19 protein-coding genes are annotated in these 26,207 nt (G+C 69.6%); 12 read left to right on the forward strand and 7 right to left on the reverse strand.

Annotated features, from left to right (window positions below; all coding sequences use genetic code 11):
* Positions 1–190: 190 nt before the first annotated feature.
* Positions 191–1,519, reverse strand: coding sequence for an MFS transporter (locus OGL88_RS07140; protein WP_263090836.1), 1,329 nt, complete (start codon positions 1,517–1,519; stop codon positions 191–193).
* 193 nt (positions 1,520–1,712) lie between these two features.
* Here OGL88_RS07140 and uvrB point away from each other — a divergent pair, with 193 nt between their 5' ends.
* The 11 genes from uvrB to OGL88_RS07195 all read left to right on the forward strand — a co-directional run bounded on the left by uvrB (position 1,713) and on the right by OGL88_RS07195 (position 15,917).
* Entirely contained in the window at positions 1,713–3,785 is a 2,073-nt protein-coding gene (gene uvrB / locus OGL88_RS07145; protein WP_308202609.1) for an excinuclease ABC subunit UvrB, read from the forward strand.
* Positions 3,775–4,692 carry an SDR family NAD(P)-dependent oxidoreductase gene (locus OGL88_RS07150; RefSeq protein ID WP_263090841.1) on the forward strand — a complete coding sequence of 306 codons (918 nt, stop codon included), beginning with the start codon at positions 3,775–3,777 and terminating at the stop codon, positions 4,690–4,692. Before uvrB ends, OGL88_RS07150 begins: the two co-directional genes overlap by 11 nt.
* A 49-nt stretch (positions 4,693–4,741) precedes the next feature.
* Positions 4,742–7,768 carry an excinuclease ABC subunit UvrA gene (gene uvrA, locus OGL88_RS07155; protein WP_263090842.1) on the forward strand — a complete coding sequence of 1,009 codons (3,027 nt, stop codon included), beginning with the start codon at positions 4,742–4,744 and terminating at the stop codon, positions 7,766–7,768.
* Entirely contained in the window at positions 7,769–9,844 is a 2,076-nt protein-coding gene (uvrC, locus tag OGL88_RS07160) for an excinuclease ABC subunit UvrC (protein WP_263090843.1), read from the forward strand.
* A gap of 103 nt (positions 9,845–9,947) precedes the next feature.
* Positions 9,948–10,847 (forward strand): RNase adapter RapZ, encoded by a 900-nt coding sequence (rapZ, locus tag OGL88_RS07165; protein ID WP_111083956.1) that lies wholly within the window; start codon positions 9,948–9,950, stop codon positions 10,845–10,847.
* Between the two features lie 75 nt (positions 10,848–10,922).
* On the forward strand, positions 10,923–11,903 hold the full coding sequence (whiA, locus tag OGL88_RS07170; protein ID WP_111083957.1) for a DNA-binding protein WhiA: 981 nt from the start codon (positions 10,923–10,925) through the stop codon (positions 11,901–11,903).
* Positions 11,904–12,183: 280 nt separating this feature from the next.
* Positions 12,184–13,188, forward strand: coding sequence for a type I glyceraldehyde-3-phosphate dehydrogenase (gene gap / locus OGL88_RS07175; protein WP_111083958.1), 1,005 nt, complete (start codon positions 12,184–12,186; stop codon positions 13,186–13,188).
* A gap of 3 nt (positions 13,189–13,191) precedes the next feature.
* Positions 13,192–14,409, forward strand: a complete 1,218-nt coding sequence (locus tag OGL88_RS07180) for a phosphoglycerate kinase (RefSeq protein ID WP_263090846.1) — start codon at positions 13,192–13,194, stop codon at positions 14,407–14,409.
* Entirely contained in the window at positions 14,406–15,185 is a 780-nt protein-coding gene (gene tpiA, locus OGL88_RS07185; RefSeq protein WP_263090848.1) for a triose-phosphate isomerase, read from the forward strand. Before OGL88_RS07180 ends, tpiA begins: the two co-directional genes overlap by 4 nt.
* Positions 15,186–15,293: 108 nt before the next feature.
* On the forward strand, positions 15,294–15,545 hold the full coding sequence (gene secG / locus OGL88_RS07190; protein ID WP_017887256.1) for a preprotein translocase subunit SecG: 252 nt from the start codon (positions 15,294–15,296) through the stop codon (positions 15,543–15,545).
* 3 nt (positions 15,546–15,548) lie between these two features.
* Positions 15,549–15,917, forward strand: coding sequence for an RNA polymerase-binding protein RbpA (locus OGL88_RS07195; RefSeq protein ID WP_027465686.1), 369 nt, complete (start codon positions 15,549–15,551; stop codon positions 15,915–15,917).
* 328 nt (positions 15,918–16,245) lie between these two features.
* Here OGL88_RS07195 and pgl read toward each other — a convergent pair whose 3' ends face one another.
* The 6 genes from pgl to tkt all read right to left on the reverse strand — a co-directional run bounded on the left by pgl (position 16,246) and on the right by tkt (position 24,548).
* A complete protein-coding gene (gene pgl, locus OGL88_RS07200) occupies positions 16,246–17,016 on the reverse strand; it encodes a 6-phosphogluconolactonase (RefSeq protein ID WP_111083960.1) in 771 nt (256 codons plus the stop codon).
* A 98-nt stretch (positions 17,017–17,114) separates the two neighbouring features.
* Complete coding sequence (locus OGL88_RS07205) at positions 17,115–18,059, reverse strand: glucose-6-phosphate dehydrogenase assembly protein OpcA (RefSeq protein ID WP_263090854.1); 945 nt, start codon at positions 18,057–18,059, stop codon at positions 17,115–17,117.
* The gene (gene zwf / locus OGL88_RS07210; RefSeq protein WP_111083962.1) at positions 18,056–19,594 is read right to left on the reverse strand and encodes a glucose-6-phosphate dehydrogenase; all 1,539 of its coding nucleotides are present in this window, start codon (positions 19,592–19,594) and stop codon (positions 18,056–18,058) included. Before zwf ends, OGL88_RS07205 begins: the two co-directional genes overlap by 4 nt.
* Positions 19,595–19,616: 22 nt before the next feature.
* Positions 19,617–21,215, reverse strand: a complete 1,599-nt coding sequence (locus OGL88_RS07215) for a glucose-6-phosphate isomerase (RefSeq protein ID WP_263090857.1) — start codon at positions 21,213–21,215, stop codon at positions 19,617–19,619.
* Positions 21,215–22,327: a transaldolase gene (gene tal, locus OGL88_RS07220; protein ID WP_205462466.1), complete on the reverse strand. Its 1,113-nt coding sequence runs from the start codon at positions 22,325–22,327 to the stop codon at positions 21,215–21,217. Before tal ends, OGL88_RS07215 begins: the two co-directional genes overlap by 1 nt.
* 127 nt (positions 22,328–22,454) lie before the next feature.
* Complete coding sequence (tkt, locus tag OGL88_RS07225) at positions 22,455–24,548, reverse strand: transketolase (RefSeq protein ID WP_263090859.1); 2,094 nt, start codon at positions 24,546–24,548, stop codon at positions 22,455–22,457.
* A 446-nt stretch (positions 24,549–24,994) separates the two neighbouring features.
* Between tkt and OGL88_RS07230 the strand changes: the two genes are divergently transcribed.
* The gene (locus OGL88_RS07230; protein WP_111083966.1) at positions 24,995–25,921 is read left to right on the forward strand and encodes a heme o synthase; all 927 of its coding nucleotides are present in this window, start codon (positions 24,995–24,997) and stop codon (positions 25,919–25,921) included.
* Positions 25,922–26,207: the final 286 nt, after the last annotated feature.

Raw genomic sequence — 26,207 nt, forward strand, 5'->3', positions numbered from 1 at the left:
TTGCGCGGCGGACGGGAGGCGCGGGTCGGGCCGGACCCGGGCCTCCCGTCCGGCGGTCGGGGACCACCAGGGCTCCGCGCACGTCCGGTGCGTCCCGTTGCGGACAGCGGAATCGGGCGTACCTGGTCGTTCCCCTCGACCAGGTACGCCCGATTCGGCACGGCGTGCCGCCGACAGTGCGCGTCGCGGGTCAGGGGGCGCGCTGCTCGGCGGCGGGGGTGCCGACCTCGAGGACGCCGTTCGTCGACGTGAGCCGCTGCGGCTTCATGAACCACGCCACGACCGCTGCGGCGCCGAGCAGCACGCACGACAGGGCGAACGGCAGCTGCCAGCCGGACGCGTCGATGAGCAGTCCGAAGACGATCGGGGAGACCACGCCGGCGATGCCGAAGCCGGTGTTCATGAAGCCGGACGCGGTGCCGGACCACTGCGGGGCGACGTCCATCGGGATCGCCCAGAGGTTCGCGTTGCAGAGCTCCAGGAAGAAGAACGACAGCGCCAGCGAGATCGTCGCGACGAGCAGGCCCTGCCCGATGACGAGCGGGACGAGGCAGACGAGCGAGCCACCGAGTCCGATCACCAGGACGGTCCGGCGGGCGTTCCGGGTGTTGCCGCCGCGGTGGATGATCCGGTCGCTGAGCATGCCGCCGACCGTGTCCCCGACGACGCCGGCGAGCAGGATGAGCGTGGTGAACAGCGCGAAGTCGCCGATCTCGAGCCCGTACGTCGAGCTGAGGAACGTCGGCAGCCACGTGAGGAACACCCAGAGGGTCCAGCCGTAGCCGAAGTCGACGAAGGTCACCGGCAGGATCTGCCGCGCCATCTGCCGCCACGGCACCGGCGGACGGGTCGCACGCGTCTCGACGGGCGGGAGCTCGTCGATCTCGACCTGCGTGATGCCCTTCGTGGACTCGGGCTTGTCGCGGAACCAGACGAACCAGACGATGCCCCAGGCGAAGGACAGGACCGCCGTGGCGAAGAACGCCCACCGCCAGCTGCCCGTCGAACCGATCACCCAGGCGACGAGCAGCGGAGCCAGCGCGTTGCCGAGCCGGGCCGCGGAGTGCACGACGCCCTGCGCGAAGCCGTTGCGGTCGCGGGGGATCCAACGGGTCATGGCCTGGGTCGCGGTCGGGAACGCCGCGGCCTCGCTGAGCCCGAGGAGCGCCCGGGCCGCGAACAGGGTCCAGAAGCCGACGGCGAAGCCGGTCCACAGTGTCGCGACGCCCCACACCACGGTGATGACGAAGAGGGCCTTGCGCGGTCCGGCCTTCTCGCTGATCGTGCCGCCGAAGACCTGCAGCAGCGCGTACGGCAGCGAGAACGCGGACACGATCAGGCCCGCGGTGGCCTCGTTGAAGCCGAACTCCTCGGTGATGTGCGGCAGCGCCGTCGAGATGTTCGTCCGGTCGATGTACGAGATCGCGTACATGAAACAGAGCAGGATGAGCACTCGTCCGCGGATGCGACCGCGGAACGGGGTGCCCGTCGTCGGTGCGGCGGGGGTCGCCGTCGTCATGGGGCCTCTTCGGGTGTGGCTCGTGCTGGCTCGTCGGGGACGTGCGGAGCGATCGGGTTGCTGAACGGACCGGACGCTATGCCCGCTGGTTATCAGCGGACTTGGAGGCTGCTTGGCGAGGACGATACGCCCAGGGCGAGCAGGGGCGCCGGTGTCAGGGGTGCCGACTACCGTTGACGGCATGGGTGTTGCGATCGAACCGACCCGAGCGGTACGTCCGTTCGAGGTCATCAGCGAGTACACGCCGAGTGGCGACCAGCCAGCGGCCATCGCCGAGCTCGCCGGGCGCATCAACGCCGGTGAGACCGACGTCGTGCTGCTCGGTGCGACCGGTACGGGCAAGTCGGCGACGACCGCGTGGCTCATCGAGCAGGTGCAGCGGCCGACGCTCGTGCTCGCGCACAACAAGACCCTCGCCGCCCAGTTGGCGAACGAGTTCCGCAGTCTGATGCCGAACAACGCGGTCGAGTACTTCGTGTCCTACTACGACTACTACCAGCCCGAGGCGTACGTCCCGCAGACGGACACCTTCATCGAGAAGGACTCCTCGGTCAACGCCGAGGTCGAGCGGCTCCGGCACTCGACGACCAACTCGCTGCTCAGCCGGCGCGACGTCGTCGTGGTGTCGACCGTGTCCTGCATCTACGGCCTCGGCACACCCGAGCAGTACATGAACGCCTCGGTGGCACTGCACGTCGGGCAGACGATCTCGCGCGACCAGCTCGTGCGCAAGTTCGTCTCGATGCAGTACCAGCGCAACGACGTCGACTTCGCCCGCGGTACCTTCCGCGTGCGCGGCGACACCATCGAGATCATCCCGATGTACGAAGAGCACGCCATCCGGATCGAGATGTTCGGGGACGAGATCGAAGCGCTCTCCTCGCTGCACCCCCTGACCGGCAACGTGATCGACGACCTGCCTGCCGTGTCGATCTTCCCGGCGTCGCACTACGTCGCCGACACCGACGTCATGCACCGCGCGATCGCCGACATCAAGGTCGAGCTCGCCGAGCGCCTGGCCGAGCTCGAGGGACAGGGCAAGCTGCTCGAGGCCCAACGGCTCCGCATGCGCACCACGTTCGACATCGAGATGATGGAGCAGATCGGCTTCTGCTCGGGCATCGAGAACTACTCGCGGCACATGGACGGCCGCGTCGCGGGCGAGGCGCCGCACTGCCTCATCGACTACTTCCCCGACGACTTCCTCATCGTCATCGACGAGTCGCACGTCACCGTGCCGCAGATCGGTGCGATGTACGAAGGCGACGCCTCGCGCAAGCGCACCCTCGTCGACCACGGGTTCCGGCTGCCGAGCGCACTCGACAACCGTCCGCTGCGGTTCGAGGAGTTCCTCGACCGCGTCGGGCAGAAGGTCTTCCTGTCGGCGACCCCCGGTCGGTACGAGCTCGGCATCACGGACAGCGTGGTCGAGCAGATCATCCGCCCGACCGGCCTGGTCGACCCCGAGATCGTGGTGAAGCCGAGCGACGGCCAGATCGACGACCTGCTCGAGGAGATCAAGCAGCGCGTCGACAAGGACGAGCGCGTGCTCGTCACGACCCTGACGAAGCGCATGGCGGAAGAACTGACCGACTTCCTCGGCAACGCGGGTGTGCGGGTGCGGTACCTGCACTCCGACGTCGACACGCTCAAGCGCGTCGAGCTCCTGACCGAACTGCGACAGGGCGTCTACGACGTGCTCGTCGGCATCAACCTGCTGCGAGAAGGCCTCGACCTGCCCGAGGTGTCCCTGGTGGCCATCCTCGACGCCGACAAGGAAGGCTTCCTGCGGTCGTCGACGTCGCTCATCCAGACGATCGGTCGCGCGGCCCGCAACGTGTCGGGCCAGGTGCTCATGTACGCCGACAAGATGACCGACTCGATGAAGACCGCGATCGAGGAGACCGATCGTCGTCGCGAGAAGCAGGTCGCGTACAACCTGGAGCGCGGCATCGACCCGCAGCCGCTCCGCAAGAAGATCGCCGACATCACCGAGGTGCTGCAGCGCGAGAACGACGACACCAAGGCGCTGCTGCAGGGTCGTCCCGGCGCCGACGGCCGCCGCTCGCCCACGCCGAACCTGAAGCGCGGCGGCATCGCGGGCGAGGGCGCGACCCAGCTCGAGGCGACGATCGGCGACCTCAACGACCAGATGCTGCAGGCCGCGGCGGAGCTGAAGTTCGAACTCGCCGCGCGACTCCGTGACGAGGTGCAGGACCTGAAGAAGGCACTGCGGCAGATGGAATCGGCCGGGCATGTCAGCTGACGGTCGCCGCACGGTCGTCGTCACCGGGGCGAGCGCGGGCCTCGGGTACCACGCGGCCGAGCAGCTCGCCGCGTCGGGGCACCGGGTCGTGCTCGCCACCCGCGACCGCGGTCGCGCCGCTGCGGCGGAGCAGAGCATCCGCCGGCACGTGGACGGGGCGTCGTTGGCGCACGTGCACCTCGACCTCGCCGACCTCGACTCCGTCCGTGCCGCCGCCGACGAGCTCGCGGCCCTCGAACCGGACGGCGTCGACGCGATCGTGAACAACGCCGGAGTCGTCGGGGCCTCGACCCCGAGCACCACCGCGCAGGGCACCGAGCTGCAGATCGGCACGAACCACCTGGGGCACTTCGCCTGGACGGCGCTGACGATGCCGCTGCTCGAACAGCGCAGCGGCCGCGTCGTGCACCTCGGGTCGATCGCGCACCGGTGGGCCCGCCTCGACCCGGGCGACCCGTTCCGTGTCGGCCGCTACTCCAGCTACCGGCAGTACGGCCGCAGCAAGCTCGCGGTGATGCTGTTCGGCTTCGAACTCGCCCAGCGGTTGGCGGATGCGGGCTCGTCCGTTGCCAGCGTGGTCGCGCACCCCGGGCTGTCGCTCGACGCCCTCTCTCCGGAGCGCCCGGACGTCGCGCCGTCCCGCCCGGAACCCGCGTGGACCCGGCCGGCGCAGCGGCTGTACGCCCAGGGCAAGGACGCCGGTGCCGAGCCCCTCGTGCACGCTGCGGTCGCCGCGGACGTCCGCTCGGGGGAGTACTGGGGCCCGGCCGGGTGGATGCAGCTGCGCGGACCCGCAGCCGTGGTCCGTGCCGAGCCGCGTGCACACGACCGGACCGCTGCCGCGCGTCTCTGGACGGCCAGCGAACGTCGTTCCGGGGCCGCGTTCGCTCTCGACGCACTCGTCTGACCACCGACTCGCGGGCGGATGTCGGACCCCTTTCGTACAATCGACGGCGATGACAATCACCTCTGACCGCGGCACCGCGACCTCGGGCCGGAACGCCTTCGGCGAGCCGACCGACCCCCACCTCCCCGGCGTGACCGTCCCGACCGGCTCCTCGACGCTCAGCGTCCGCGGGGCCCGGGTGCACAACCTCCGGAACGTCGACCTCGAGATCCCCCGTGACTCCCTCGTGGTCTTCACCGGCCTGTCCGGATCCGGCAAGTCGTCGCTGGCCTTCGACACGATCTTCGCCGAGGGGCAACGACGCTACGTCGAGTCCCTGTCCGCCTACGCGCGGCAGTTCCTCGGCCAGGTCGACCGGCCCGACGTCGACTTCATCGAAGGGCTGTCGCCCGCGGTGTCGATCGACCAGAAGTCGACGAACCGCAACCCGCGGTCGACGGTGGGCACGATCACCGAGGTCTACGACTACATGCGTCTGCTCTGGGCGCGCATCGGGGTGCCGCACTGCCCGACGTGCGGCGAGGTCATCAGCAAGCAGACCGTGCAGCAGATCGCCGACCAGCTCATGGAGTTCGAGTCCGGCACGCGCTTCCAGGTGCTCGCCCCGGTCATCTCCAAGAAGAAGGGCGAGTTCGTCGACCTCTTCCAGGAGCTCGCGGCGTCCGGCTACGCCCGCGCGATCGTCGACGGTGAGCGCATCCAGCTCAGCGACCCGCCGAAGCTCAAGAAGCAGGTCAAGCACGACATCTCGGTGATCGTCGACCGTCTGGTGTCGAACGACGACATCCTCGGTCGGCTCACCGACTCGCTGGAGACGGCACTGCGCCTGACCGGTGGCACCGTCGGCATCGACCTGGTCGACCACGACGGCCCCGGTGCGGTGCGCACCTACTCCGAGAACCTGTCGTGCCCGAACAACCACCCGCTCGCGCTGACCGAGATCGAGCCCCGCACGTTCTCGTTCAACGCGCCGTTCGGCGCCTGCCCGGAGTGCTCCGGGCTCGGCACGCGCATGTCGGTCGACCCGGACCTGGTGCTCGGCGACCCCGATGCCTCGCTGCGCGACGGCGTCCTGCTGCCCTGGACCGGAGCGAGCGGGCTGTACTCGTACTTCGAGAAGCTCCTCGCCGGCCTCGGCAAGGACCTCGGGTTCACGCTCGACACCCCGTGGAGCCAGCTCGACGCCTCGGTGCAGGCCGCGATCCTGACGGGCAAGGACTTCCAAGTGTCGGTGTCCTGGCGCAACCGGTTCGGCCGCGAGATGCGCTACACCAGCGGGTTCGAGGGCGTCATGCCCTACATCGAGCGCAAGTTCGCCGAGGCCGAATCGGACTCGCAGCGCCAGCGCTTCCAGGGCTACCTGCGCGAGGTCCCGTGCCCGGTGTGCGACGGCACGCGCCTCAAGCCCGAGGTCCTGGCGGTCACGGTCGACGGCCGCAGCATCGCCGACGTCACCGACATGTCCCTCGACAACGCGTACGCGTTCATGGACACCCTGACGCTCACCGACCGCGAAGCGCACATCGCCGCGGCGGTCCTGCGCGAGATCCGGGCGCGCCTCGAGTTCCTGCTCGAGGTCGGCCTGAACTACCTGACCCTGGCGCGCGGCGCCGGCGGGCTGTCCGGTGGCGAAGCACAGCGCATCCGTCTCGCGACGCAGATCGGCTCCGGCCTGACCGGCGTGCTGTACGTGCTCGACGAGCCGAGCATCGGGCTGCACCAGCGCGACAACCGCCGTCTCATCGACACCCTGGTCAAGCTCAAGGACCTCGGCAACACGCTGATCGTCGTCGAGCACGACGAGGACACCATCCGCACCGCCGACTGGGTCGTCGACATCGGCCCCGGGGCCGGCGTCAACGGCGGCAACGTCGTGCACTCGGGCTCGTACGAGGGCATCATCGCGAACCGCGAGTCGGTGACGGGGGACTACCTCGCCGGCCGTCGTGCGATCGAGGTCCCCGCCGAGCGCCGCAAGGTCAACCTGAAGCGCACCATCAGCGTGCAGGGTGCACGGGCGAACAACCTGAAGACGATCGACGCCGACTTCCCGCTCGGGGTGTTCACCGCGGTCACCGGCGTGAGCGGGTCGGGCAAGTCCACCCTGGTCAACGACATCCTGTACAAGGTGCTCGCGAACCAGCTCAACGGTGCGCGGCACATCGCCGGCAAGCACACCCGCGTCAAGGGGCTCGACCAGCTCGACAAGGTCGTGCACGTCGACCAGGCACCGATCGGCCGCACGCCGCGGTCGAACCCGGCGACCTACACGGGCGTGTTCGACCGGATCCGGCAGCTGTTCGCCGAGACACCCGAGGCGAAGACCCGTGGCTACCAGCCCGGTCGGTTCAGCTTCAACGTGAAGGGTGGCCGGTGCGAGAACTGCTCCGGCGACGGCACGATCAAGATCGAGATGAACTTCCTGCCCGACGTCTACGTCGCGTGCGAGGTCTGCGGCGGTGCGCGCTACAACCGCGAGACGCTCCAGGTCCACTACAAGGGCAAGAGCATCTCCGAGGTCCTGGACATGCCGATCAGCGAGGCGGCCGAGTTCTTCGAGCCGATCTCCGCGATCCACCGCTACATGGCGACCCTCGTCGACGTGGGTCTCGGGTACGTCCGTCTCGGCCAGAGCGCGACCACGCTCTCCGGTGGCGAGGCACAGCGCGTGAAGCTCGCCACCGAGCTGCAGCGCCGCTCGAACGGCCGGACCGTCTACGTGCTCGACGAGCCGACGACGGGTCTGCACTTCGAGGACGTCCGCAAGCTCCTCCTGGTGCTGCAGAGCCTGGTCGACAAGGGCAACACCGTCATCACGATCGAGCACAACCTCGACGTGATCAAGTCGGCCGACTGGGTCATCGACATGGGCCCAGAGGGCGGTGCCGGCGGCGGCACCGTGCTCGCGACCGGCACCCCGGAGCACGTCGCGGACGTGCCGGAGAGCTTCACGGGCGTCTTCCTGCGCGAGATCTTCGACGCGCAGGACGCCCGGGTCGGCAAGCAGCAGGCGGTCGAAGCCCGCTCGGCGAGCCGACCGAAGAAGTCGACCAAGCAGAAGGCGGGTGCACGGTAGGTGGCGGACACCGTCCCGTGGCGCCCGAAGGCGGGGGAGATCCCGACCGACCCGGGCGTCTACCGATGGCGTGACGAGGCCGGCCGGGTGCTCTACGTCGGCAAGGCGAAGAACCTCCGCGCCCGGCTGAGCAACTACTTCGCACCGCTGCCGACGCTGCACGAACGCACCCGGCGGATGGTGCTGACGGCCCGCAGCGTCGAGTGGACGACGGTCGGCTCCGAGATCGAGGCACTGCAGCTCGAGTACACCTGGATCAAGGAGTTCGACCCGCCGTTCAACGTCAAGTTCCGCGACGACAAGTCGTACCCGTACATGGCGATCACCATGGCGGACGAGGCCCCACGGGTGATGGTCACGCGGAACCGGAAGATCAAGGGTGCGAAGTACTTCGGGCCGTACCCGAAGATCTGGGCGGTGCACGACACGATCGACCTGATGATCAAGGTGTTCCCGATCCGCACCTGCTCGGACTCGTCGTACAAGCGCGCGATGCAGACGGGCAAGCCCTGCTTCCCCGGGCAGATCGGCAAGTGCGGCGGTCCCTGCTCGCAGCGCGTCACCATCGAGGAGCACCGTGCGCTCGTCGAGGAGTTCGTGCGGTTCATGAACAGCTACGACCGCCGGGTGATCACCGAGCTGCGCCAGCGCATGGGCGCATCGGCCGATGCGATGCAGTACGAACAGGCCGCGAAGTTCCGCGACCAGGTCGAGGCGCTCGAGGCGGTGCTCGAGAAGTCGGCCGTGGTGCTCCGCGACTCGGTGGACCTCGACCTGTTCGGCATTGCCGAGGACGAACTCGCCGCCGCCGTCCAGCTGTTCTCGGTCCGTGGCGGGCGCATCCGTGGTGTCCGCGGATGGGTCGTCGACAAGGAACTCGACATCTCGACCGGTGACCTGGTCGAGCAGATCGTGCAGGGCGTCTACGCCGACAACGAGCTCACGCCGGCCGCCGTCGCCGAGGAACCCCCGCGCGAGGTCGTGGTGCCGACCCTGCCCGAGGACGCCGACGCACTGCAGCAGTGGCTCAGCGAACGACGGGGCGGCCGCGGCACGAAGCTCAGCACGGCGCAGCGCGGTGACCGGGCCGGCCTGGCCCGCACGGCCGCCCAGAACGCCGCCCAGGCGCTGATGCTCTACAAGACGAAGCGGTCCGCGGACTACACGACGCGCTCCGCGGCCCTCGCCGACATCCAGGACGCCCTCGGCATGACCGAGGCCCCGCTCCGCATGGAGTGCTACGACATCTCGCACCTGCAGGGGACCAACGTCGTGGCCTCGATGGTGGTGTTCGAGGACGGCCTGCCCCGCAAGGACCAGTACCGCCGCTACACGATCGCCGAGACCACCGACGACACCGACAGCATGTACCAGGTGCTCTCCCGGCGTCTGGCGCGCCTCGACGAGGACGCCGACCTGCCGGACGTCCCCGACGTGACGAGCGCCGAGGTGGTCGAGGGCTCCAAGCCCTCGAAGCGGTTCGCCTACCGCCCGCAACTGCTCATCGTCGACGGTGGGCAACCCCAGGTGCAGGCCGCCAAGCGTGCGCTGGACGAAGCCGGGGTGCACGACATCGCATTGGTCGGCATCGCGAAGCGTCTCGAGGAGCTCTGGCTGCCCGACGACGACTTCCCGGTGATCATGCCGCGCAACTCCGAGGCGCTCTTCCTCATCCAGCGCATCCGTGACGAGGCACACCGGTTCGCGATCACCCACCAGCGCACCCGCCGCAAGCGCGACGTGCGGTCCCGGCTGTCGGAGATCCCCGGGCTCGGTCCGACCCGCGTCAACGCACTGCTGAAGCACTTCGGTTCGGTGGCGCGGCTGCGCGAGGCCACGGCCGACGAGATCAGCGAGGTCAACGGTGTCGGTCCGGCGACCGCCGCGGCAGTCGTCACGAAGCTGCAGCAGACCCCGACGAGTGCGCCGGCCACCAGTACGGCGAGCCCGACGAGCGCGCCGGACGCCGAGACGGACCAGCCGGACACGACGGACCCCGCGGACGCTGCGGCGCTCCCCGGGGGCCCGGTGCGGGTCCCCGACGTGACCCTCGACGGTCCGCAGCTGCCCACGTGACGCATCCCGAGCCTCCCGACACCTGTCTGGCGATACCCTGGTCCCGCAGCCGAGACCTCCCCGGGCGACGCGCCCGGGCCGCCACGACGGAGCCCACTCCCAGATGACCGACAGCGCCACAGCGACCGCGCACGCGTCGCAGCACGACATCCTCATCGTCACCGGCATGTCCGGCGCCGGGCGTTCGACGGTCGGCAAGGCCCTAGAGGACCTCGGCTGGTACGTCGTCGACAACCTGCCGACGCAGATGCTGGCACCGCTCACCGAGCTGGCGGACCGCGCCGGCGAGAAGATCCCGAAGATCGCCACCGTCGTCGACGTCCGCGGCGGGCGGTTCTTCACGGATCCGGAGCACGCGGTCGAGCAGGTGCGGTCGACCACGTCCGCACGGGTCCGGGTGCTGTTCCTCGAAGCCACCGACGCCGTCCTGGTGCGGCGCTTCGAGCAGGTCCGACGACCCCACCCGCTCCAGGGCGAGGACACCCTGCTCGACGGCATCGCGCGCGAGCGGACCCGGTTGGCCGGTCTGCGCGAGGCGTCCGACATGGTGATCGACACCTCGGACCTCAACATCCACCAGCTCGCGAACACCGTCACCGAGCAGTTCGCCGACGATCACTTCGTGGGTGTTCAGGTGACGCTCATGAGCTTCGGGTTCAAGTACGGCCTGCCCGCAGACGCCGACATGGTGGCCGACGTCCGGTTCCTGCCGAACCCCTACTGGGTCCCGGAACTCCGGGCCCACACGGGCCTCGACCAGCCCGTCTCGGACTACGTCCTGGCCCAGGCCGGAGCCCGTCCGTTCGTCGATCGGTACGTCTCCGTGCTCGAGCCGGTGCTCGAGGGGTACCAGCGCGAGAACAAAAGACACGCTACGATCGCCATCGGCTGTACCGGCGGGAAGCACCGCTCGGTCGCCATCGTCGCCGAGTTGGCGAACCTCCTCCGCGGGATGCCTGGCGTCGCCGTGCGTGTGAAGAACCGAGATCTCGGCCGGGAGTGACCGTCCCTCCGGCCGCTCCCCACGCACGTGCCGCCGGGATCGCGGGACCACCAGATGAACGTTAGGAATGATGCTGTGCCGTTGACTGCCGAGGTCAAGGACGAACTGGCCAGGGTCGCCGTGAACCGCAACACGGTCCGCGCCGCCGAACTGGCCACGATCCTCCGGTTCGCGGGTGGCCTGCACGTCATCTCGGGCCGCATCGCGGTCGAGGTGGAGCTCGACACCCGGATCATCGTGCACCGGGTCCGCAAGGACCTCGCCGAGCTGTACGGCGTCCGCAGCGAGGCGTCGGTGGGCTCGTCCGCGTCGTCCCGTCGTGGCACCCGCTACCTGGTCCGCGTGCTCGAGGCGGGGGAGACCCTCGCACGCCAGACCGGTCTGATGGACGCCCGTCGCCGCCCTGTCCGCGGGCTGCCGAACCGGCTCACCACGGGCAACCGAGAGGACCTCGCCGCGATCTGGCGCGGTGCGTTCCTCGCCTCCGGCACGCTGACCGACCCGGGCCGGGCCGCAGCGCTCGAGGTCACGTGCCCCGGCAACGAGGCCGCCATGGCCCTCGTCGGTGCCGCGTCGCGTCTCGGCGTCGCCGCGAAGGGCCGCGAGGTCCGGGGCGTCCACCGCGTCGTCATCCGCGACGGCGAGGCCATCGGCCAGATGCTCACGGTGATGGGTGCGGCCCGCACCACCGCCGACTGGGAGGAGATGCGGCAGCGGCGCGAGGTCCGTGCGACCGCGAACCGCCTCGTCAACTTCGACGACGCCAACCTCCGCCGTTCGGCGCAGGCCGCCGTCGCCGCCTGCGCCCGCGTCGAGCGCGCGCTCGAGATCCTCGGCGACGAGGTCCCCGACCACCTGCAGTACGCCGGCGCGCTGCGCCTGCAGCACCGCGACGCGTCGCTCGACGAGCTCGGCCAGCACGCCGACCCGCCCATGACGAAGGACGCCATCGCCGGTCGCATCCGCCGACTCCTCGCGATGGCCGACAAGCGCGCGTCCGACCTCGGCATCCCCGGCACGGAAGCGAGCGTCCCCGAGGAGCTCGAGGGCGTCTGAGACGGGTCGTCCGACCTGCATGACGTGAGGCGCGGTGCCAGCTGGCACCGCGCCTCCCGTCCGTTCTGTGGCCGACTTCGCGGGCCGCATCGACGCCCGTCAGGACACCGTGCGGGACCGTCCGGACGGACCGTCATCCGGCACGGCCTGGCAGGGTCCGACTGCTAGGGTCGTTACGGCGACGTTACGGGGCGTATCGTCCACCACACGCGGGCCCGACAGGGCCAGCGCCCTCCGAAAGCAGCGCCCCTCGGGCGCTCCACACCCACCAGGAGATCCATTGACCGTCAAGATCGGTATCAACGGCTTCGGCCGTATCGGCCGCAACTTCTTCCGGGCCGCCCTCGCGAAGGGCTCCGACCTCGAGATCGTGGCGGTGAACGACCTCACCGACAACGCCGCTCTGGCGAACCTGCTGAAGTTCGACTCCATCACGGGTCGTCTCGGCGTCTCCGTCGAGCTCGACGGCGACAACATCGTCGTCGACGGCAAGGCCATCAAGGTCCTCGCGGAGCGCGACCCCGCCAACCTCCCCTGGGGCGAGCTGGGCGTCGACATCGTCATCGAGTCGACCGGTTTCTTCACCAAGGCCGCCGATGCGCAGAAGCACATCGACGCGGGCGCCAAGAAGGTCATCATCTCCGCCCCGGCCACCGGTGACGACGTCACCATCGTCCTCGGCGTGAACGAAGACCAGTACGACCCGGCGAACCACAACATCATCTCGAACGCGTCCTGCACCACGAACAGCCTCGCGCCGCTCGCCAAGGTGTTCAACGACAAGTTCGGCATCGAGCGTGGCCTCATGACCACGATCCACGCCTACACCGCCGACCAGAACCTGCAGGACGGCCCGCACAAGGACCCCCGTCGTGCCCGTGCGGCCGCGCTGAACATCGTCCCGACCTCGACCGGTGCCGCCAAGGCCATCGGCCAGGTCATGCCGGAGCTCGCCGGCAAGCTCGACGGCTTCGCGCTCCGCGTCCCGGTCCCGACCGGCTCGATCACCGACCTGACCCTCGAGACCAAGTCCGAGGTCACCGTCGACGAGATCAACGCCGCGTACAAGGAGGCCGCAGAGGGCCCGCTCAAGGGCATCCTGCTCTACAGCGAGGACCCGCTGGTGTCGACCGACATCACGACGGACCCGCACTCCTCGATCTACGACTCCGGCCTCACCAAGGTCATCGGCGGTCTCGTGAAGATCACCTCGTGGTACGACAACGAGTGGGGCTACTCGAACCGTCTCGTCGACCTGACCGAGTACGTCGGCGAGCGTCTGTAGCACATGGCCCTCCGCACCCTCGAGGACCTCGGCGACCTCGCCGGCAAGCGCGTCGTCGTCCGTTGTGACCTGAACGTCCCGCTCAAGGACGGCACCATCACGGACGACGGCCGCGTGCGGGCGTCGCTGACGACCCTCAACACCCTCATCACCGCCGGCGCTCGCGTCATCGTGATCTCCCACCTGGGCCGCCCCGACGGGGAACCCAAGCCGGAGTTCTCGCTCGCGCCGGTCGGCCAGCGGCTCTCCGAGCTGCTCGGCAAAGAGGTCACGTTCGTCGGCGAGACCGTCGGCGACGAGGCGACCGCAGCCGCCGAGGCCCTCGAGGACGGTGACGTCCTGCTGCTCGAGAACCTCCGCTTCAACCCGGAGGAGACCGCGAAGGACGCTGCCTCGCGCTCCGCGTTCGCAGACCGCATCGCGGCACTCGGTGACGCGTTCGTCTCCGACGGCTTCGGTGTCGTGCACCGCAAGCAGGCATCGGTCTACGAGCTCGCGTCTGCGCTGCCCAGCGCAGCCGGTTCGCTCATCGAGACCGAACTGCGGGTGCTGGAGCGCCTGACGAAGAACCCCGAGCGCCCCTACACGGTGGTGCTCGGCGGCTCGAAGGTCAGCGACAAGCTCGGCGTCATCGACCACATCCTGCCGAAGGTCGACACGCTGTGCATCGGCGGCGGCATGCTCTTCACCTTCCTCGCGGCCCAGGGCCACGGGGTGGCGAAGTCCCTGCTCGAAGCCGACCAGCTCGACGTCGTCCGCGAGTACATCTCGCGGGCGAAGGAGCTCGGCGTGACGATCGACCTGCCGACCGACGTCGTGGTGGCCTCCGGGTTCTCCGCCGACGCGGCACACGAGACGGTGGCGGCCGACGCGATCGAGTCGTCGTCGTTCGGTACCGACGGCATCGGCCTCGACATCGGTCCGGAGACGGCGGCGCGGTTCGCGTCGGCGGTGTCCGGTTCGAAGACGGTGTTCTGGAACGGTCCGATGGGCGTGTTCGAGTTCCCGGCCTTCGCCGCCGGCACGAAGACCGTCGCCAAGGCCCTGACCGAGGTCGACGGCCTCGGTGTGGTCGGCGGTGGCGACTCCGCCGCTGCGGTCCGCTCGCTGGGCTTCTCGGACGACCAGTTCGGGCACATCTCGACCGGTGGCGGTGCGAGCCTCGAGTTCCTCGAGGGCAAGTCGCTTCCCGGTCTCGAAGCACTGGGGTGGTCCGCATGACCCGTACGCCGCTCATTGCGGGTAACTGGAAGATGAACCTGGACCACCTCCAGGCCATCGCCACGGTCCAGAAGCTCGCGTGGACCCTGAAGGACGCCCGCCACGACTTCGACGACGTCGAGGTCGCGGTGTTCCCGCCCTTCACCGACCTGCGGAGTGTGCAGACGCTCATCTCGGCCGACAAGCTGCCGATCCACTTCGGTGCGCAGGACCTGTCGCAGTACGACTCCGGTGCGTACACCGGCGACGTCTCCGGCGCGTTCCTGTCGGCGCTCGACGCGCAGTACGTCATCGTCGGACACTCCGAGCGGCGCACGCTGCACGGTGAGACCGACGAGGTCGTCGCGGCGAAGACCGCCGCGGCCGTCAAGCACGGCCTCGTGCCGGTCGTCTGCATCGGCGAGACCGGTGAGCAGCGCGAACAGCGCGGCGCCGGCGTCGTGCCGGTCGAGCAGCTCCGCGTCGTGCTCGACGCCGTGCAGCCGTCGGACATCGTCGTCGCCTACGAGCCCGTCTGGGCGATCGGTTCCGGCCAGGCGGCCACGGCCGAGCAGGCGCAGGACGAGTGCGCCGCGATCCGTCGTGGCATCGCTGCTGCCTGGGGTGACCAGGCCGCTGCCGACACGCGTGTCCTGTACGGCGGTTCGGTCAAGTCCGGCAACATCGCCGGGTTCCTCCGTGAGCCCGACATCGACGGCGCCCTCGTCGGCGGCGCATCCCTCGACGTGCAGGAGTTCGCGGCGATCGCCCGGTTCCGCCAGCACGTCGGGCTGTAGCAACACCTGCTGGCGTCGGGCTGTAGTCCGCACCACTCCCGTCCATGTACCGGCCGTGCCCCGCGCGGCCGGTACACTGGTACGGCTGACTGACACGAAAGGTACGTCGTGGCGATACTCTCCGTCGTGCTGCAGGTCCTGCTCGCAATCACGAGCCTCCTGCTCACGCTCCTCATCCTCCTGCACAAGGGCCGCGGTGGCGGTCTCTCCGACATGTTCGGTGGCGGCGTGACGAGCAACCTCGGGGCGTCCGGCGTCGCCGAGCGCAACCTCAACCGCATCACGGTGATCCTCGGTCTGGTCTGGATCGTCTCCATCATCGTGCTCGGTCTCATCAACAAGTTCACGGCGGGGGTCTGATCCATGGCTAGCGGAGGCAGTGCAATCCGAGGGTCCCGCGTGGGCGCAGGACCGATGGGCGAGCAGGACCGTGGGGTCCAGGCCGAGCGTGTGGCGATCTCGTACTGGGACGCCCTCGGCAACGAGGTCGTGCGGTACTTCGCCGCGAACCTCCCGGATGAAGAGATCCCCGAGACGGTCGATTCGCCGTCGAGCGGTCTCCCCGCCGGGCGGGACAAGGAGAACCCTCCCGTGGTCTCCAAGACGGAGCCCTACAAGACGCACCTGGCGTACGTGAAGGAGCGTCGCACCGAGGAAGAGGCAGCGCAGCTCCTCGAGGACGCGCTCCAGCAGCTTCGCGAGCGTCGCGGTACCGCGGCGAAGAAGGCGTAGCGCTCACCCACTGACGAAGGCCCCCGCACCGTGATGGTGTGGGGGCCTTCGTGCGTCTGAAGTCGCCGGCGGTGCTCGGCGCGCGGATGGCCCGCTCGCCGCGTGGTCACGACACGCCGCGTGCGGTTCGCTGCGGCGGCGCGTTCTGTCGGCTGGGGCGCGTCCAGGCGACACTTCTTGACCGCTCGGCGTCGGCGCGCGGGTGCGGCCGACGGCCAGTGCGCGGGGACGACGGGGACGGGGGCCGGCGGCGGTAGGGGCGACCGGACGACGGACGGGAGGCCCGGTGCCAGCTGGCACCGGGCCTCCCGTCTGACAGGACGCGCGTCTAGTACGTCGACGCGATGAGGTTCTCGGGGACGTCGCGCGCGGCGTCCTGGTCCACGAAGAACACGGTGCGCTTGCGACCCTGGACGCCGCCCACGGGGACGTCCTCGACGGAGGCGCCCGCCAGGGCGAGCCCGAGGACCGACGCCTTCTCGGCACCGGACAGGATGACCCACACGCGCTGCGAGGCGTTGATCACCGGGTAGGTGACCGTCAGGCGCTGCGGCGGCGGCTTGGGGGAGTCGTCGACCGACACGACGGCGCGGTCGGTGACCGTGAGCTGCGGGAACTCGGGGAAGAGCGACGCGGTGTGCCCGTCGGGGCCGACACCGAGCAGCGTGATGTCGAAGCGCGGAGCAACGGCACCCTCGTACGCGGCGTCCTGGAGCTCGCGCTCGTACTGCAGCGCGGCCGCTTCGATGTCGATGCCGGCGTCGGACGCGGGCATCGGGTGGATGTTCGACTCCGGGATGTCGACGTGGTCGAAGAAGTCGGTCTGCGTCCCCGTGGTGTTGCGGTCGGCGTCACCTGCCGGCACCCAGCGCTCGTCGACCCACCAGACGTGGACCTTCGACCAGTCGACGCTCTCGCGCGCCGGCGACTGGCCGATCGCGGCGAGGACGAGGGACGACACCGAGCCACCGCTGATCGCGATGTCGGCCCGCTCCTGCTCGTCGAGCACGTCGATGATCTTGGTGATGAAGCGTGCGGCGACCGAAGCGCCGAGGGCCTGCTTGTCCGGGTGCACGAGCACCCGCCGTTCGTTGGTCACGTGACTCCCGTGTTCGTGGCGGCCGACCGGTCGTACGACCGCCTTCGGTCCGGTCGGGCCGCCTGCACCAGACAGACGACCCGACCGTTGTGGGGTGCTCAGCGGACGATGGTCTCGCGCAGCTGGGTCACCCCGTGCTTGACGACGTCTCCGAAGAGGACGTCCGGGTCGAGTCTACGGAGTTCCTCGGCCAGGCAGTCACGCAGGTTGCGGCGTGGCAGCGACAGGTCGTGCGTGGGCTGACCGGGCATCGAGAGCGTCGCGACGTCCACCAGGGAACGCTCGAGGTCGATGGTGCCCGACTCGCGCACGAGCTTGACGCCGTGGATGCCGCTCGAGCCGGTCGCACGCGGCGACGTGGTGACCGTCACCGGCACCTCGAGCTGGAGCTGCAACCACGCGGCGAGCAGGATCGTCGACGGGCTGTCCGAAGCGCCCGTGACCTCGACGCCGGTGATCGGCTCGTACGGCGGCTGGTCGAGCGCCGCGGCGAGCTGGTTCCGCCACAGGGTCAGTCGGGTCCACGCGAAGTCGGTGTCGCCCGGCACGTACGAGGCACCGAGGGCCTCGATCGCGCCGTTCGGGTCCTTCTGCGCGGCGGCGTCGGTGATCCGACGCTGGGCGATGCGGCCCAGTGCCGAGGCCGACGGCTGCGACGGCGCAGTCTGCGGCCACCAGGCCACGACCGGGGCGTCCGGCAGGAGCAGGCCCGTGACCAGGCTCTCCTCGTCGGTCGCGGTCTCGCCGTAGGCACGGAGGACGATGACCTCGCTGGCGCCCGCGTCGCTGCCCACGCGGATCTGCGCATCGAGACGGCCGGGCGACTTCGTGTCACCGTCGTTCTTCGACACGATGATCACGCGCATCGGGTGCTCGCGGGACGCCTCGTTCGCGGCCTCGATCGCTTCTTCCTCGTGGCCGAGGGCCGTCGAGATGATCAGCGTCAGGACACGACCGAGGGCGACGGCACCGCCCTCCTCGCGGATGTGGACGAGCTTCTTCTGGATCTTCGAGACCGTGGTGTTCGGCAGGTCGATCTTCATGGACGCCTCCAGGTCCGGCCGTCGCGGGCGAGCAGGGCGTCGGCGGACGCCGGACCCCACGTGCCGGGACGGTACTGCTCGGGCTGGCCCTGCGTGGCCCAGAACTCCTCGATCGGGTCGAGGATCTTCCAGGACAGCTCGACCTCCTGGTGCCGCGGGAACAGCGGCGGGTCACCGAGGAGCACGTCGAGGATGAGTCGCTCGTACGCCTCGGGGGACGCCTCGGTGAAGGCGTGGCCGTACCCGAAGTCCATCGTCACGTCGCGCACCTGGGTGCCGACGCCGGGGACCTTCGAGCCGAACCGGAGCGTGACGCCCTCGTCCGGCTGGACGCGGATGACGAGCGCGTTCTGACCGAGGGGGGACTGCGAGTTGCCGTAGACGTCCTCGGGGACGCGCTTGAAGACGATCGCGATCTCGGTCACACGACGGCCGAGCCGCTTGCCGGCACGCAGGTAGAACGGGACGCCCTGCCAGCGACGGGTCGCGATGTCGAGCTTGATCGCCGCGTACGTCTCGGTGCCGGACTCGGGGTTCATCCCGGCCTCGTCGAGGAAGCCGAGCACCTTCTCGCCGCCCTGCCAGCCGCCGGCGTACTGTCCACGCGCCGTGGCGGTCGACAGGTCCTCGGGCAGCCGCACAGCGGACAGCACCTTCTCCTTCTCGGCGCGCAGGTCGGCGGCCTTGAACGAGACGGGCTCCTCCATCGCGGTGAGCGCGAGGAGCTGCAGCAGGTGGTTCTGGATGACGTCGCGCGCCGCGCCGATGCCGTCGTAGTACGCCGCACGTCCGGCGACGCCGATGTCCTCGGCCATCGTGATCTGGACGTGGTCGACGTAGTTCGAGTTCCAGATGGGTTCGTACATCTGGTTCGCGAACCGGAGCGTCAGCAGGTTCTGGACGGTCTCCTTGCCGAGGTAGTGGTCGATGCGGAACACGTCGTCGGGCGCGAAGACGCTCTCGACGATCGCGTTCAGCTCGCGCGCGGTGCGGAGGTCGGAGCCGAACGGCTTCTCGACGACCACGCGGCTCCACGAGCCCTCGCGCTTCGCGGTGAGGCCGGACAGCTTCAGCTGCTCGGTCACCACCGGGAACATCTTCGGCGGGATGGACAGGTAGAACGCGTGGTTGCCGAGCGTCCCGCGCTCGGCGTCCAGGTCGTCGACGGTCTGCTTGAGCTGCAGGAACGCCTCGGGGTCGTCGAACGAGCCCTGGACGAAGCGGATGCCCTGCTCGAGCTGACGCCAGACGTCCTCGTCGAACGGGGTGCGGGAGTGCTCCTTGACGGCGTCGTGCACGAGCTGGGAGAAGTCTTGGTCCTCCCAGTCGCGACGGGCGAAGCCGACGAGCGCGAACCCCGGGGGCAGGAGCCCCCGGTTGGCCAGGTCGTAGACCGCCGGCATCAGCTTCTTGCGTGACAGGTCGCCCGTCACGCCGAAGATGATGAGCGTGCTCGGTCCCGCGATCCGGTTCAGTCGACGATCCGTCGGCAGCCGGAGCGGGTTGTGCTCCGGGGTGATTGCCACCGGTGACATGAGTCGGTGAACTCCTTACGAGTCAGTGGGAGACGGCGGAGGCGATGGCCGCGGTGGCGGCGCGCACGTCCGACGTCGTGAGGGTGAGGACCGGGCGGCCGTGCTGCGCGAGGACACTCGCGTCACCCGCTGCCTGGGCCTGGAGGAGCTGGCCGAACGTGAACGGCCGGCCCGGGATCGCCAGGTCGTCCGGTTCGTCCGCCACGATCTGCAGGAACACTCCCGTGGCGGGGCCGCCCTTGTGGTACTGCCCGGTCGAGTGCAGGAACCGCGGGCCGTACCCGAAGGTGACCGGCCGACGCGTGCGCGCCGCCAGGGCGTCGCGGAGCGTCTCGAGGTCACGGTTCGTGGTGCGGTCGACGTACGCCTGCACCGCCACGTAGCCGGTGGCGTCCAGTTCGGACAGGAGGCCCGTCACGGCTTCTGCGAGCGTCTTCCCGACCGGCAGTCCGGGCGTCGCGGAGACGGCGATGCCGTCCTCGGTGAATGCAGGTTCCGCAGGCGCGGGACGGTCGTCGAGGAGCGCACGGGTCGCGACCTTGGCGGCCTCGACGTCGGGCTGGTCGAACGGGTCGATGCCGAGCAGGCGCCCGGCGACCGCGACGGCGTACTCCCAGACGAGGATCTGGCCACCGAGCGTCCCGGTGATCTCGACCTCGCCCTCGGCGACGTGGCGCTCGTCCTCGCGCGAACCGACCAGACGGATGACCTGGACGTCCGGCAGGGCTGCGGAGACCTCGGGGGAGTCGGGGTGCAGCACGACGGGCAGCAGGCCACGTCCACTCTTGCCGGTCGACTCGGCGATCAGCTGTTCCACCCAGTCGCCGAACCCGACGATGTGGGTGCCGTCCGGGACGATGGCGATCTTGTCGCGCAGCGGGTCGGTGCCGGCGAGGACCGCACCGAGGACGAGCCCGGGGTTCTCGTCGAGGTCGACCGACAGCAGCGCGGAGATCGCGTCTGCCTCGTCCAGCAGTTCGGCGATGTCCGCTCCGGCGAGACCGGAAGGTACCAGCCCGAACGCAGTGAGCGCCGAGTAGCGGCCGCCGACGGTCGGGTCAGCGGTGAAGACCCGGTACCCGGCGTCGATCGCGGCGGCCTCGAGCGCGGAGCCCGGGTCGGTGACGACGACGATGCGGCCGGCGGGGTCGATGCCGGCGTCGCGGAACGCCTGCTCGTAGACACGGCGCTGGGAGTCGGTCTCGAGCGTGGAGCCGGACTTCGACGAGACGACGAGCACGGTGCGCTCGAGGTCCGTCGTGACGGCGGCGCGGACCTGCGCGGGGTCGGTGGAGTCGAGCACCGTCAGCGGGACGCCGGCGGTGCGCGTGATCACCTCTGGCGCGAGCGACGAGCCGCCCATGCCGGCGAGGACGACATGGTCGACCCCTTCGGCACGGAGCGACTCGCGCAGCGCGGTGATCTGGGCGACGAGCGGGCGGGAGACCGAGACGGCCTCCACCCAGCCGAGGCGCTTGGACGCCTCGGCCTCGGCGTCCGGTCCCCACAGCTCGGGGTCCTGGGCGGTGATGCCCGAGGCCACCAGGTCAGCGACGAGCCGCGGGACCACCGAGTCGATGGCCCGCGCGGCATCGCCGCTGGCAGCGATGGAAACCGTCACTACTTGGCGCCCTCGAGCGCAGCCTTCACGGTGTCGACGAGCTCGCCCCACGAGACGTTGAACTTGTCCACGCCCTCCTTCTCGAGCAGCGCCACGACGTCGTCGTAGTCGATGCCCTGCGCGGCGAGCTGGTCGAGGACCTGCTGCGCGGCGTCGAAGGTGCCGGCGATCGCGTCGCCGTGGATCTCACCGTGGTCGAACGTGGCGTCGAGCGTCTTGCCCGGCATCGTGTTCACGGTGTTCGGTGCGGCGAGCTCGGTCACGTAGAGCGTGTCGGGCAGCGACGGGTCCTTGACGCCGGTCGAGGCCCAGAGCGGACGCTGCGTGTTCGCACCGGCCTCGAGCAGGCCGAGGGCGCGCTCGGAGGCGAACGCCTCGGTCCAGACCTGGTAGGCGAGCTGCGCGTTGGCGATGCCGGCCTTCGACTTCAGGGCCTTGGCCTCGTCGGTGCCGACGGCGTCCAGGCGCTTGTCGATCTCGGAGTCGACGCGCGACACGAAGAACGAGGCGACCGAGTGGATCTTCGACAGGTCGTGGCCGGCGGCCTTGGCCTTCTCGAGTCCACCGAGGTAGGCGTCGATGACGGCGCGGTAGCGCTCGAGCGAGAAGATCAGGGTGACGTTCACCGAGATGCCCGCGCCGATGACCTCGGTGATGGCCTCGAGGCCCTCGACCGTTGCCGGGATCTTGATGAGGACGTTCTCGCGGCCGACCTTCTCGAACAGGAACTTGGCCTGCTCGATGGTCTTGGCGGTCTCGTGCGCGAGGCCCGGCTCGACCTCGATCGAGACGCGGCCGTCGAAGCCCTTGGTCTCGTCGTAGATCGGCTTGAAGACGTCGGACGCGTTGGCGACGTCCTGCGTGGTGATCTCGAAGATCGCCGCGGTCACGTCGGTGCCGGCAGCAGCCAGCTCCTTGACCTGGGCGTCGTAGCGCTCGCCCTTGGCGAGGGCCGACGCGAAGATCGTCGGGTTCGTGGTGACGCCGACGACGTTCTTCTGCGCGATGAGGTCGGTGAGCGCACCGGTCTCGAGGAGCTCGCGGGACAGGTCGTCGAGCCAGATGCTCACGCCGACCGCGGAGAGGGCGGCAGTGGGGGTGTTCTCAGCCATGTGTTTCTCTTCTTTCCTTCATCGGCCTGATGGCCGGGGTCTGGGGGACCGGGGGCGCGTGGCGGAGCCGAGCCGCGCCTCCCGGCAGAAGGGCCGGATCCGGCGAACCGGACCCGGCCCCTGCGGGTCAGGAAGCCGCGATGGATTCCTTCGCGGCGGCCACGACGTGTTCCGTCGTGAAGCCGAACTCCTTGAACAGCGTCTGGTAGTCGGCCGAGGCACCGAAGTGCTCGATCGAGACGCTGCGGCCCTTGTCGCCGACGATGTCGCGCCAGCTCATGGCGATGCCGGCCTCGACCGACACACGAGCGGTGACGTCCTTCGGGAGCACCTGGTCCTGGTAGTTCTCGGACTGGGCGCGGAACCACTCGATGGACGGTGCGCTCACGACGCGGGCGTTGATGCCCTCGGCCTTGAGCTGCTCACGGGCCTCGACGGCGATCTGGACCTCGGAACCGGTCGCGATGAGGATCACGTCCGGGGTGCCGTTCGGCGCCTCGGCCAGGATGTACGCACCCTTGGCGACGTTCTTCGCCGAGGCGAAGACCTCACCGGAGGCGTCGCCCTCGCCACGCTCGAACACCGGCAGGTTCTGACGGCTCAGCGCGATGCCGGCCGGGCGGTCGGTGTGCTTGAGCATCTCGAGCCAGGCGTACGCGACCTCGTTGGCGTCGGCGGGGCGGACCACGTCGAGACCCGGGATCGCACGGAGCGACGAGACCTGCTCGATCGGCTGGTGCGTCGGGCCGTCCTCACCGAGTGCGACGGAGTCGTGGGTCCAGACGTAGATCGCCGGGGCGCCCATGAGCGCGGCGAGACGGACTGCCGGACGCATGTAGTCGCTGAAGATCAGGAACGTGCCACCGAAGGGGCGGGTGTTCCCGTGCAGGACGATGCCGTTGAGGATCGAGCCCATGGCGTGCTCGCGGATGCCGAAGTGCAGCACGCGGCCGTACGGGTCGGTGCTCCACGTCGACGTCGAGGCCTCGGCCGGACCGAAGGACTTGGCGCCCTCGATCGTGGTGAGGTTCGACTCGGCGAGGTCGGCCGAGCCACCCCAGAACTCGGGCATCAGCGGCGCGATGGCGTTGATGACCTTGCCGGAGGCGGCACGGGTCGAGACGGCCTTGTCGGTCGGGAAGACCGGCAGTGCTGCCTCGAGGTCCGCGGGGAGCTCCTTGGCGTTGACGCGGTCGAACAGCGCCTTCTTGTCGGCGTTGGCGGCAGCCCACGCGTCGAAGGTCTTCTGCCACTCGGCGTGCTGCGCCTGGCCCTTGGCCACGGCGCCGCGGGTGTACTCGAGGACCTCGGGAGCGACCTCGAAGGTCTTCGCGGTGTCGAAGCCGAGGACCTCCTTGAGGCCCTTGATCTCGTCGGCGCCGAGCGCCGAGCCGTGGATCTTGCCGGAGTTCTGCTTGGTCGGCGACGGCCAGCCGATGATCGTCTTGAGGACGATGAGCGACGGCTTGTCGGTGACGGCCTTGGCGGCCTCGACTGCGGCGAAGAGGGACTCGACGTCCTCCGAGTACTCGCCCGTCTTCTTCCAGTCGACGATCTGGACGTGCCAGCCGAGCGCCTCGTAGCGCTCGGGGACGCTCTCCGAGAACGCGATGTCGGTGTTGTCCTCGATCGAGATCTGGTTCGAGTCGTAGAACGCGATCAGGTTGCCGAGCTGCTGACGGCCGGCGAGCGAGCCCGCCTCGTTCGTGACGCCCTCCTGCATGTCGCCGTCACCGGCGATCACGTAGGTGAAGTGGTCGAACGGCGACTGGCCGGCCGGGGTCTCCGGGTCGAACAGGCCGCGCTCGAAGCGCTGGGCGTAGGCGAAGCCGACCGAGGACGCGAGGCCCTGGCCGAGCGGGCCGGTGGTGATCTCGACACCGTCGGTGTGGCCGTACTCCGGGTGACCCGGGGTCTTCGAGCCCCACTTGCGCAGGTGCTGGAGGTCTTCGAGCTCGAGGCCGTAGCCGTGCAGGTAGAACTGCACGTACTGCAGGATCGAGGCGTGACCGGCGGAGAGGATGAAGCGGTCGCGGCCGATCCAGGTGGAGTCGCTCGGGTCGCGACGCATCACCTTCTGGAAGAGCAGGTGTGCGAGCGGCGCGAGGCTCATCGCGGTGCCGGGGTGACCGTTGCCGGCGGCCTCGACCGAGTCGGCGGCGAGAACGCGGGCCGTGTCGACGGCCTTCCGGTCGATGGCGTCCCAGGTGAATTCAGCCACTTGGATGTTGACCCTTCTTGATGCGACATGTGCGAGGGCTCGTGCCATCGCACGGACATGTGGCCATCCCGGGGCCGAGTCGTGTCGCCGTCTAGCGGCGGCCGACCGGCTCATCGCGGCCGACGTCATCGGGGCGCGCACTGCGGGAGGGCAGGTCCAGCATAGTGACCAGCCACTCAGAAGGGGTTCAGGTGACGCCCGATGTTCACCAGTCGGGTCACCCGGGCGCCTGTCCGCCGGGCGTGTCGTGCTCCGCAGTCGGGCGTCCGTGGTCCGTCGTCGTGACCGGGATGGGCGAGCGGGGCATCATCGCGGCGCTTCCATCACGTAAACTGTCGACGACCCGTGGACATTCCGGGTCAGCGCATGCCCGGACGCCGCCGCAGTCGTCCACCGAGTGTGCGAGCTGATGCGAACAGACTGAGGTTCCCTTGCCGACTGCCACCGTGACCAGGCCCGACACCGATCGACCCCGATCGACGCTGTCCCGCAAGGTCCGTGCGTACGTCTCGTTGACCAAACCGCGGGTCATGGAGCTGCTGCTCGTGACCACCGCGCCGACCATGTTCCTGGCCGAGCGTGGTGTGCCGGACCTCTGGCTCGTGTTCTGGACGATGCTCGGCGGCGCGATGTCCGCCGGTTCGGCGTCGGCCTTCAACTGCTACATCGACCGTGACATCGACCGCCTGATGAAGCGGACGAGCACCCGCCCGCTGGTGACCGGTGAGCTCTCGGACCGCGAAGCCCTCGTGTTCTCGTGGATCCTCGGTGTCCTGTCGACGGCGGTGCTCGGGTTCCTGGTGAACTGGCTCGCCGCGGCCCTGAGCGTCATCGCGATCCTCATCTACGTGTTCGTCTACACGCTGTGGCTCAAGCGCCGCACCCCGCAGAACATCGTGTGGGGCGGCTCGGCCGGCTGCATGCCCGTGCTCATCGGCTGGGCGGGCGTCACCGGGTCGCTCACCTGGGCCCCGGTCATCCTGTTCATGGTGATCTTCCTCTGGACGCCGCCGCACTACTGGCCGCTGTCGATGAAGTACCGCGACGACTACGACGCCGCCGACGTCCCGATGCTCGCCGTGGTCCGCGGTCGCACCGTGGTCGGCCTGCAGGTCGTGCTCTACGCCTGGGCGACGCTCGTCTGCTCGCTCCTGCTCATCCCCGTTGCGCACATGGGCCCGCTGTACACCGTGGTCGCACTGGCCGGTGGCATCTGGTTCGTCGTCGAGTCGCACCGGCTGTACTCGCGGGCGATCCAGCACGTCGAGCACGTGCAGCCGATGCGCGTGTTCCACAGCTCGATCACCTACCTGACGCTGCTCTTCATCGCCGTGGGCATCGACCCGCTGCTGCCGCAGGTCTTCACCTTCTAGGCGCTGCGCGCCGCGCCGGGCGACGCCGTACGACGTCCTCGGTGTCGTGCGACGTCGCCTTCGTCGTCGGTGCGCGTACGCGAGGGTTGCGCGCACGCGCGATGCGACGTCCTCGACGTCGTACGACGTCGACGACGTCGTTCTGGGTCGGCGCACGACAGGGCGCGGCTGTGGACGTGCGCACAGGGCGGACGGGAGGCGCGGGGCGGGGCCGCCACGGGCCTCCCGTCCGCAGCGTGCGAGCCCTGGCCGCGGGGCGGACGCACGCACCCGGTGCACGCGCAAC

Source organism: Curtobacterium sp. RIT-PI-V (assembly GCF_025642935.1).
In the GTDB taxonomy this organism is placed as follows: Bacteria; Actinomycetota; Actinomycetes; order Actinomycetales; family Microbacteriaceae; genus Curtobacterium.

Excerpts from the sequence above, each read along its gene's own strand:
- tpiA (WP_263090848.1), top strand. The coding sequence starts at position 14,406 with ATGACCCGTACGCCGCTCATTGCGGGTAACTGGAAGATGAACCTGGAC.
- rapZ (WP_111083956.1), top strand. The coding sequence starts at position 9,948 with ATGACCGACAGCGCCACAGCGACCGCGCACGCGTCGCAGCACGACATC.
- OGL88_RS07180 (WP_263090846.1), top strand. The coding sequence starts at position 13,192 with ATGGCCCTCCGCACCCTCGAGGACCTCGGCGACCTCGCCGGCAAGCGC.
- OGL88_RS07150 (WP_263090841.1), top strand. The coding sequence starts at position 3,775 with ATGTCAGCTGACGGTCGCCGCACGGTCGTCGTCACCGGGGCGAGCGCG.
- OGL88_RS07205 (WP_263090854.1), bottom strand. The coding sequence starts at position 18,059 with ATGAAGATCGACCTGCCGAACACCACGGTCTCGAAGATCCAGAAGAAG.
- OGL88_RS07140 (WP_263090836.1), bottom strand. The coding sequence starts at position 1,519 with ATGACGACGGCGACCCCCGCCGCACCGACGACGGGCACCCCGTTCCGC.
- OGL88_RS07195 (WP_027465686.1), top strand. The coding sequence starts at position 15,549 with ATGGCTAGCGGAGGCAGTGCAATCCGAGGGTCCCGCGTGGGCGCAGGA.
- tal (WP_205462466.1), bottom strand. The coding sequence starts at position 22,327 with ATGGCTGAGAACACCCCCACTGCCGCCCTCTCCGCGGTCGGCGTGAGC.
- zwf (WP_111083962.1), bottom strand. The coding sequence starts at position 19,594 with ATGTCACCGGTGGCAATCACCCCGGAGCACAACCCGCTCCGGCTGCCG.
- uvrA (WP_263090842.1), top strand. The coding sequence starts at position 4,742 with ATGACAATCACCTCTGACCGCGGCACCGCGACCTCGGGCCGGAACGCC.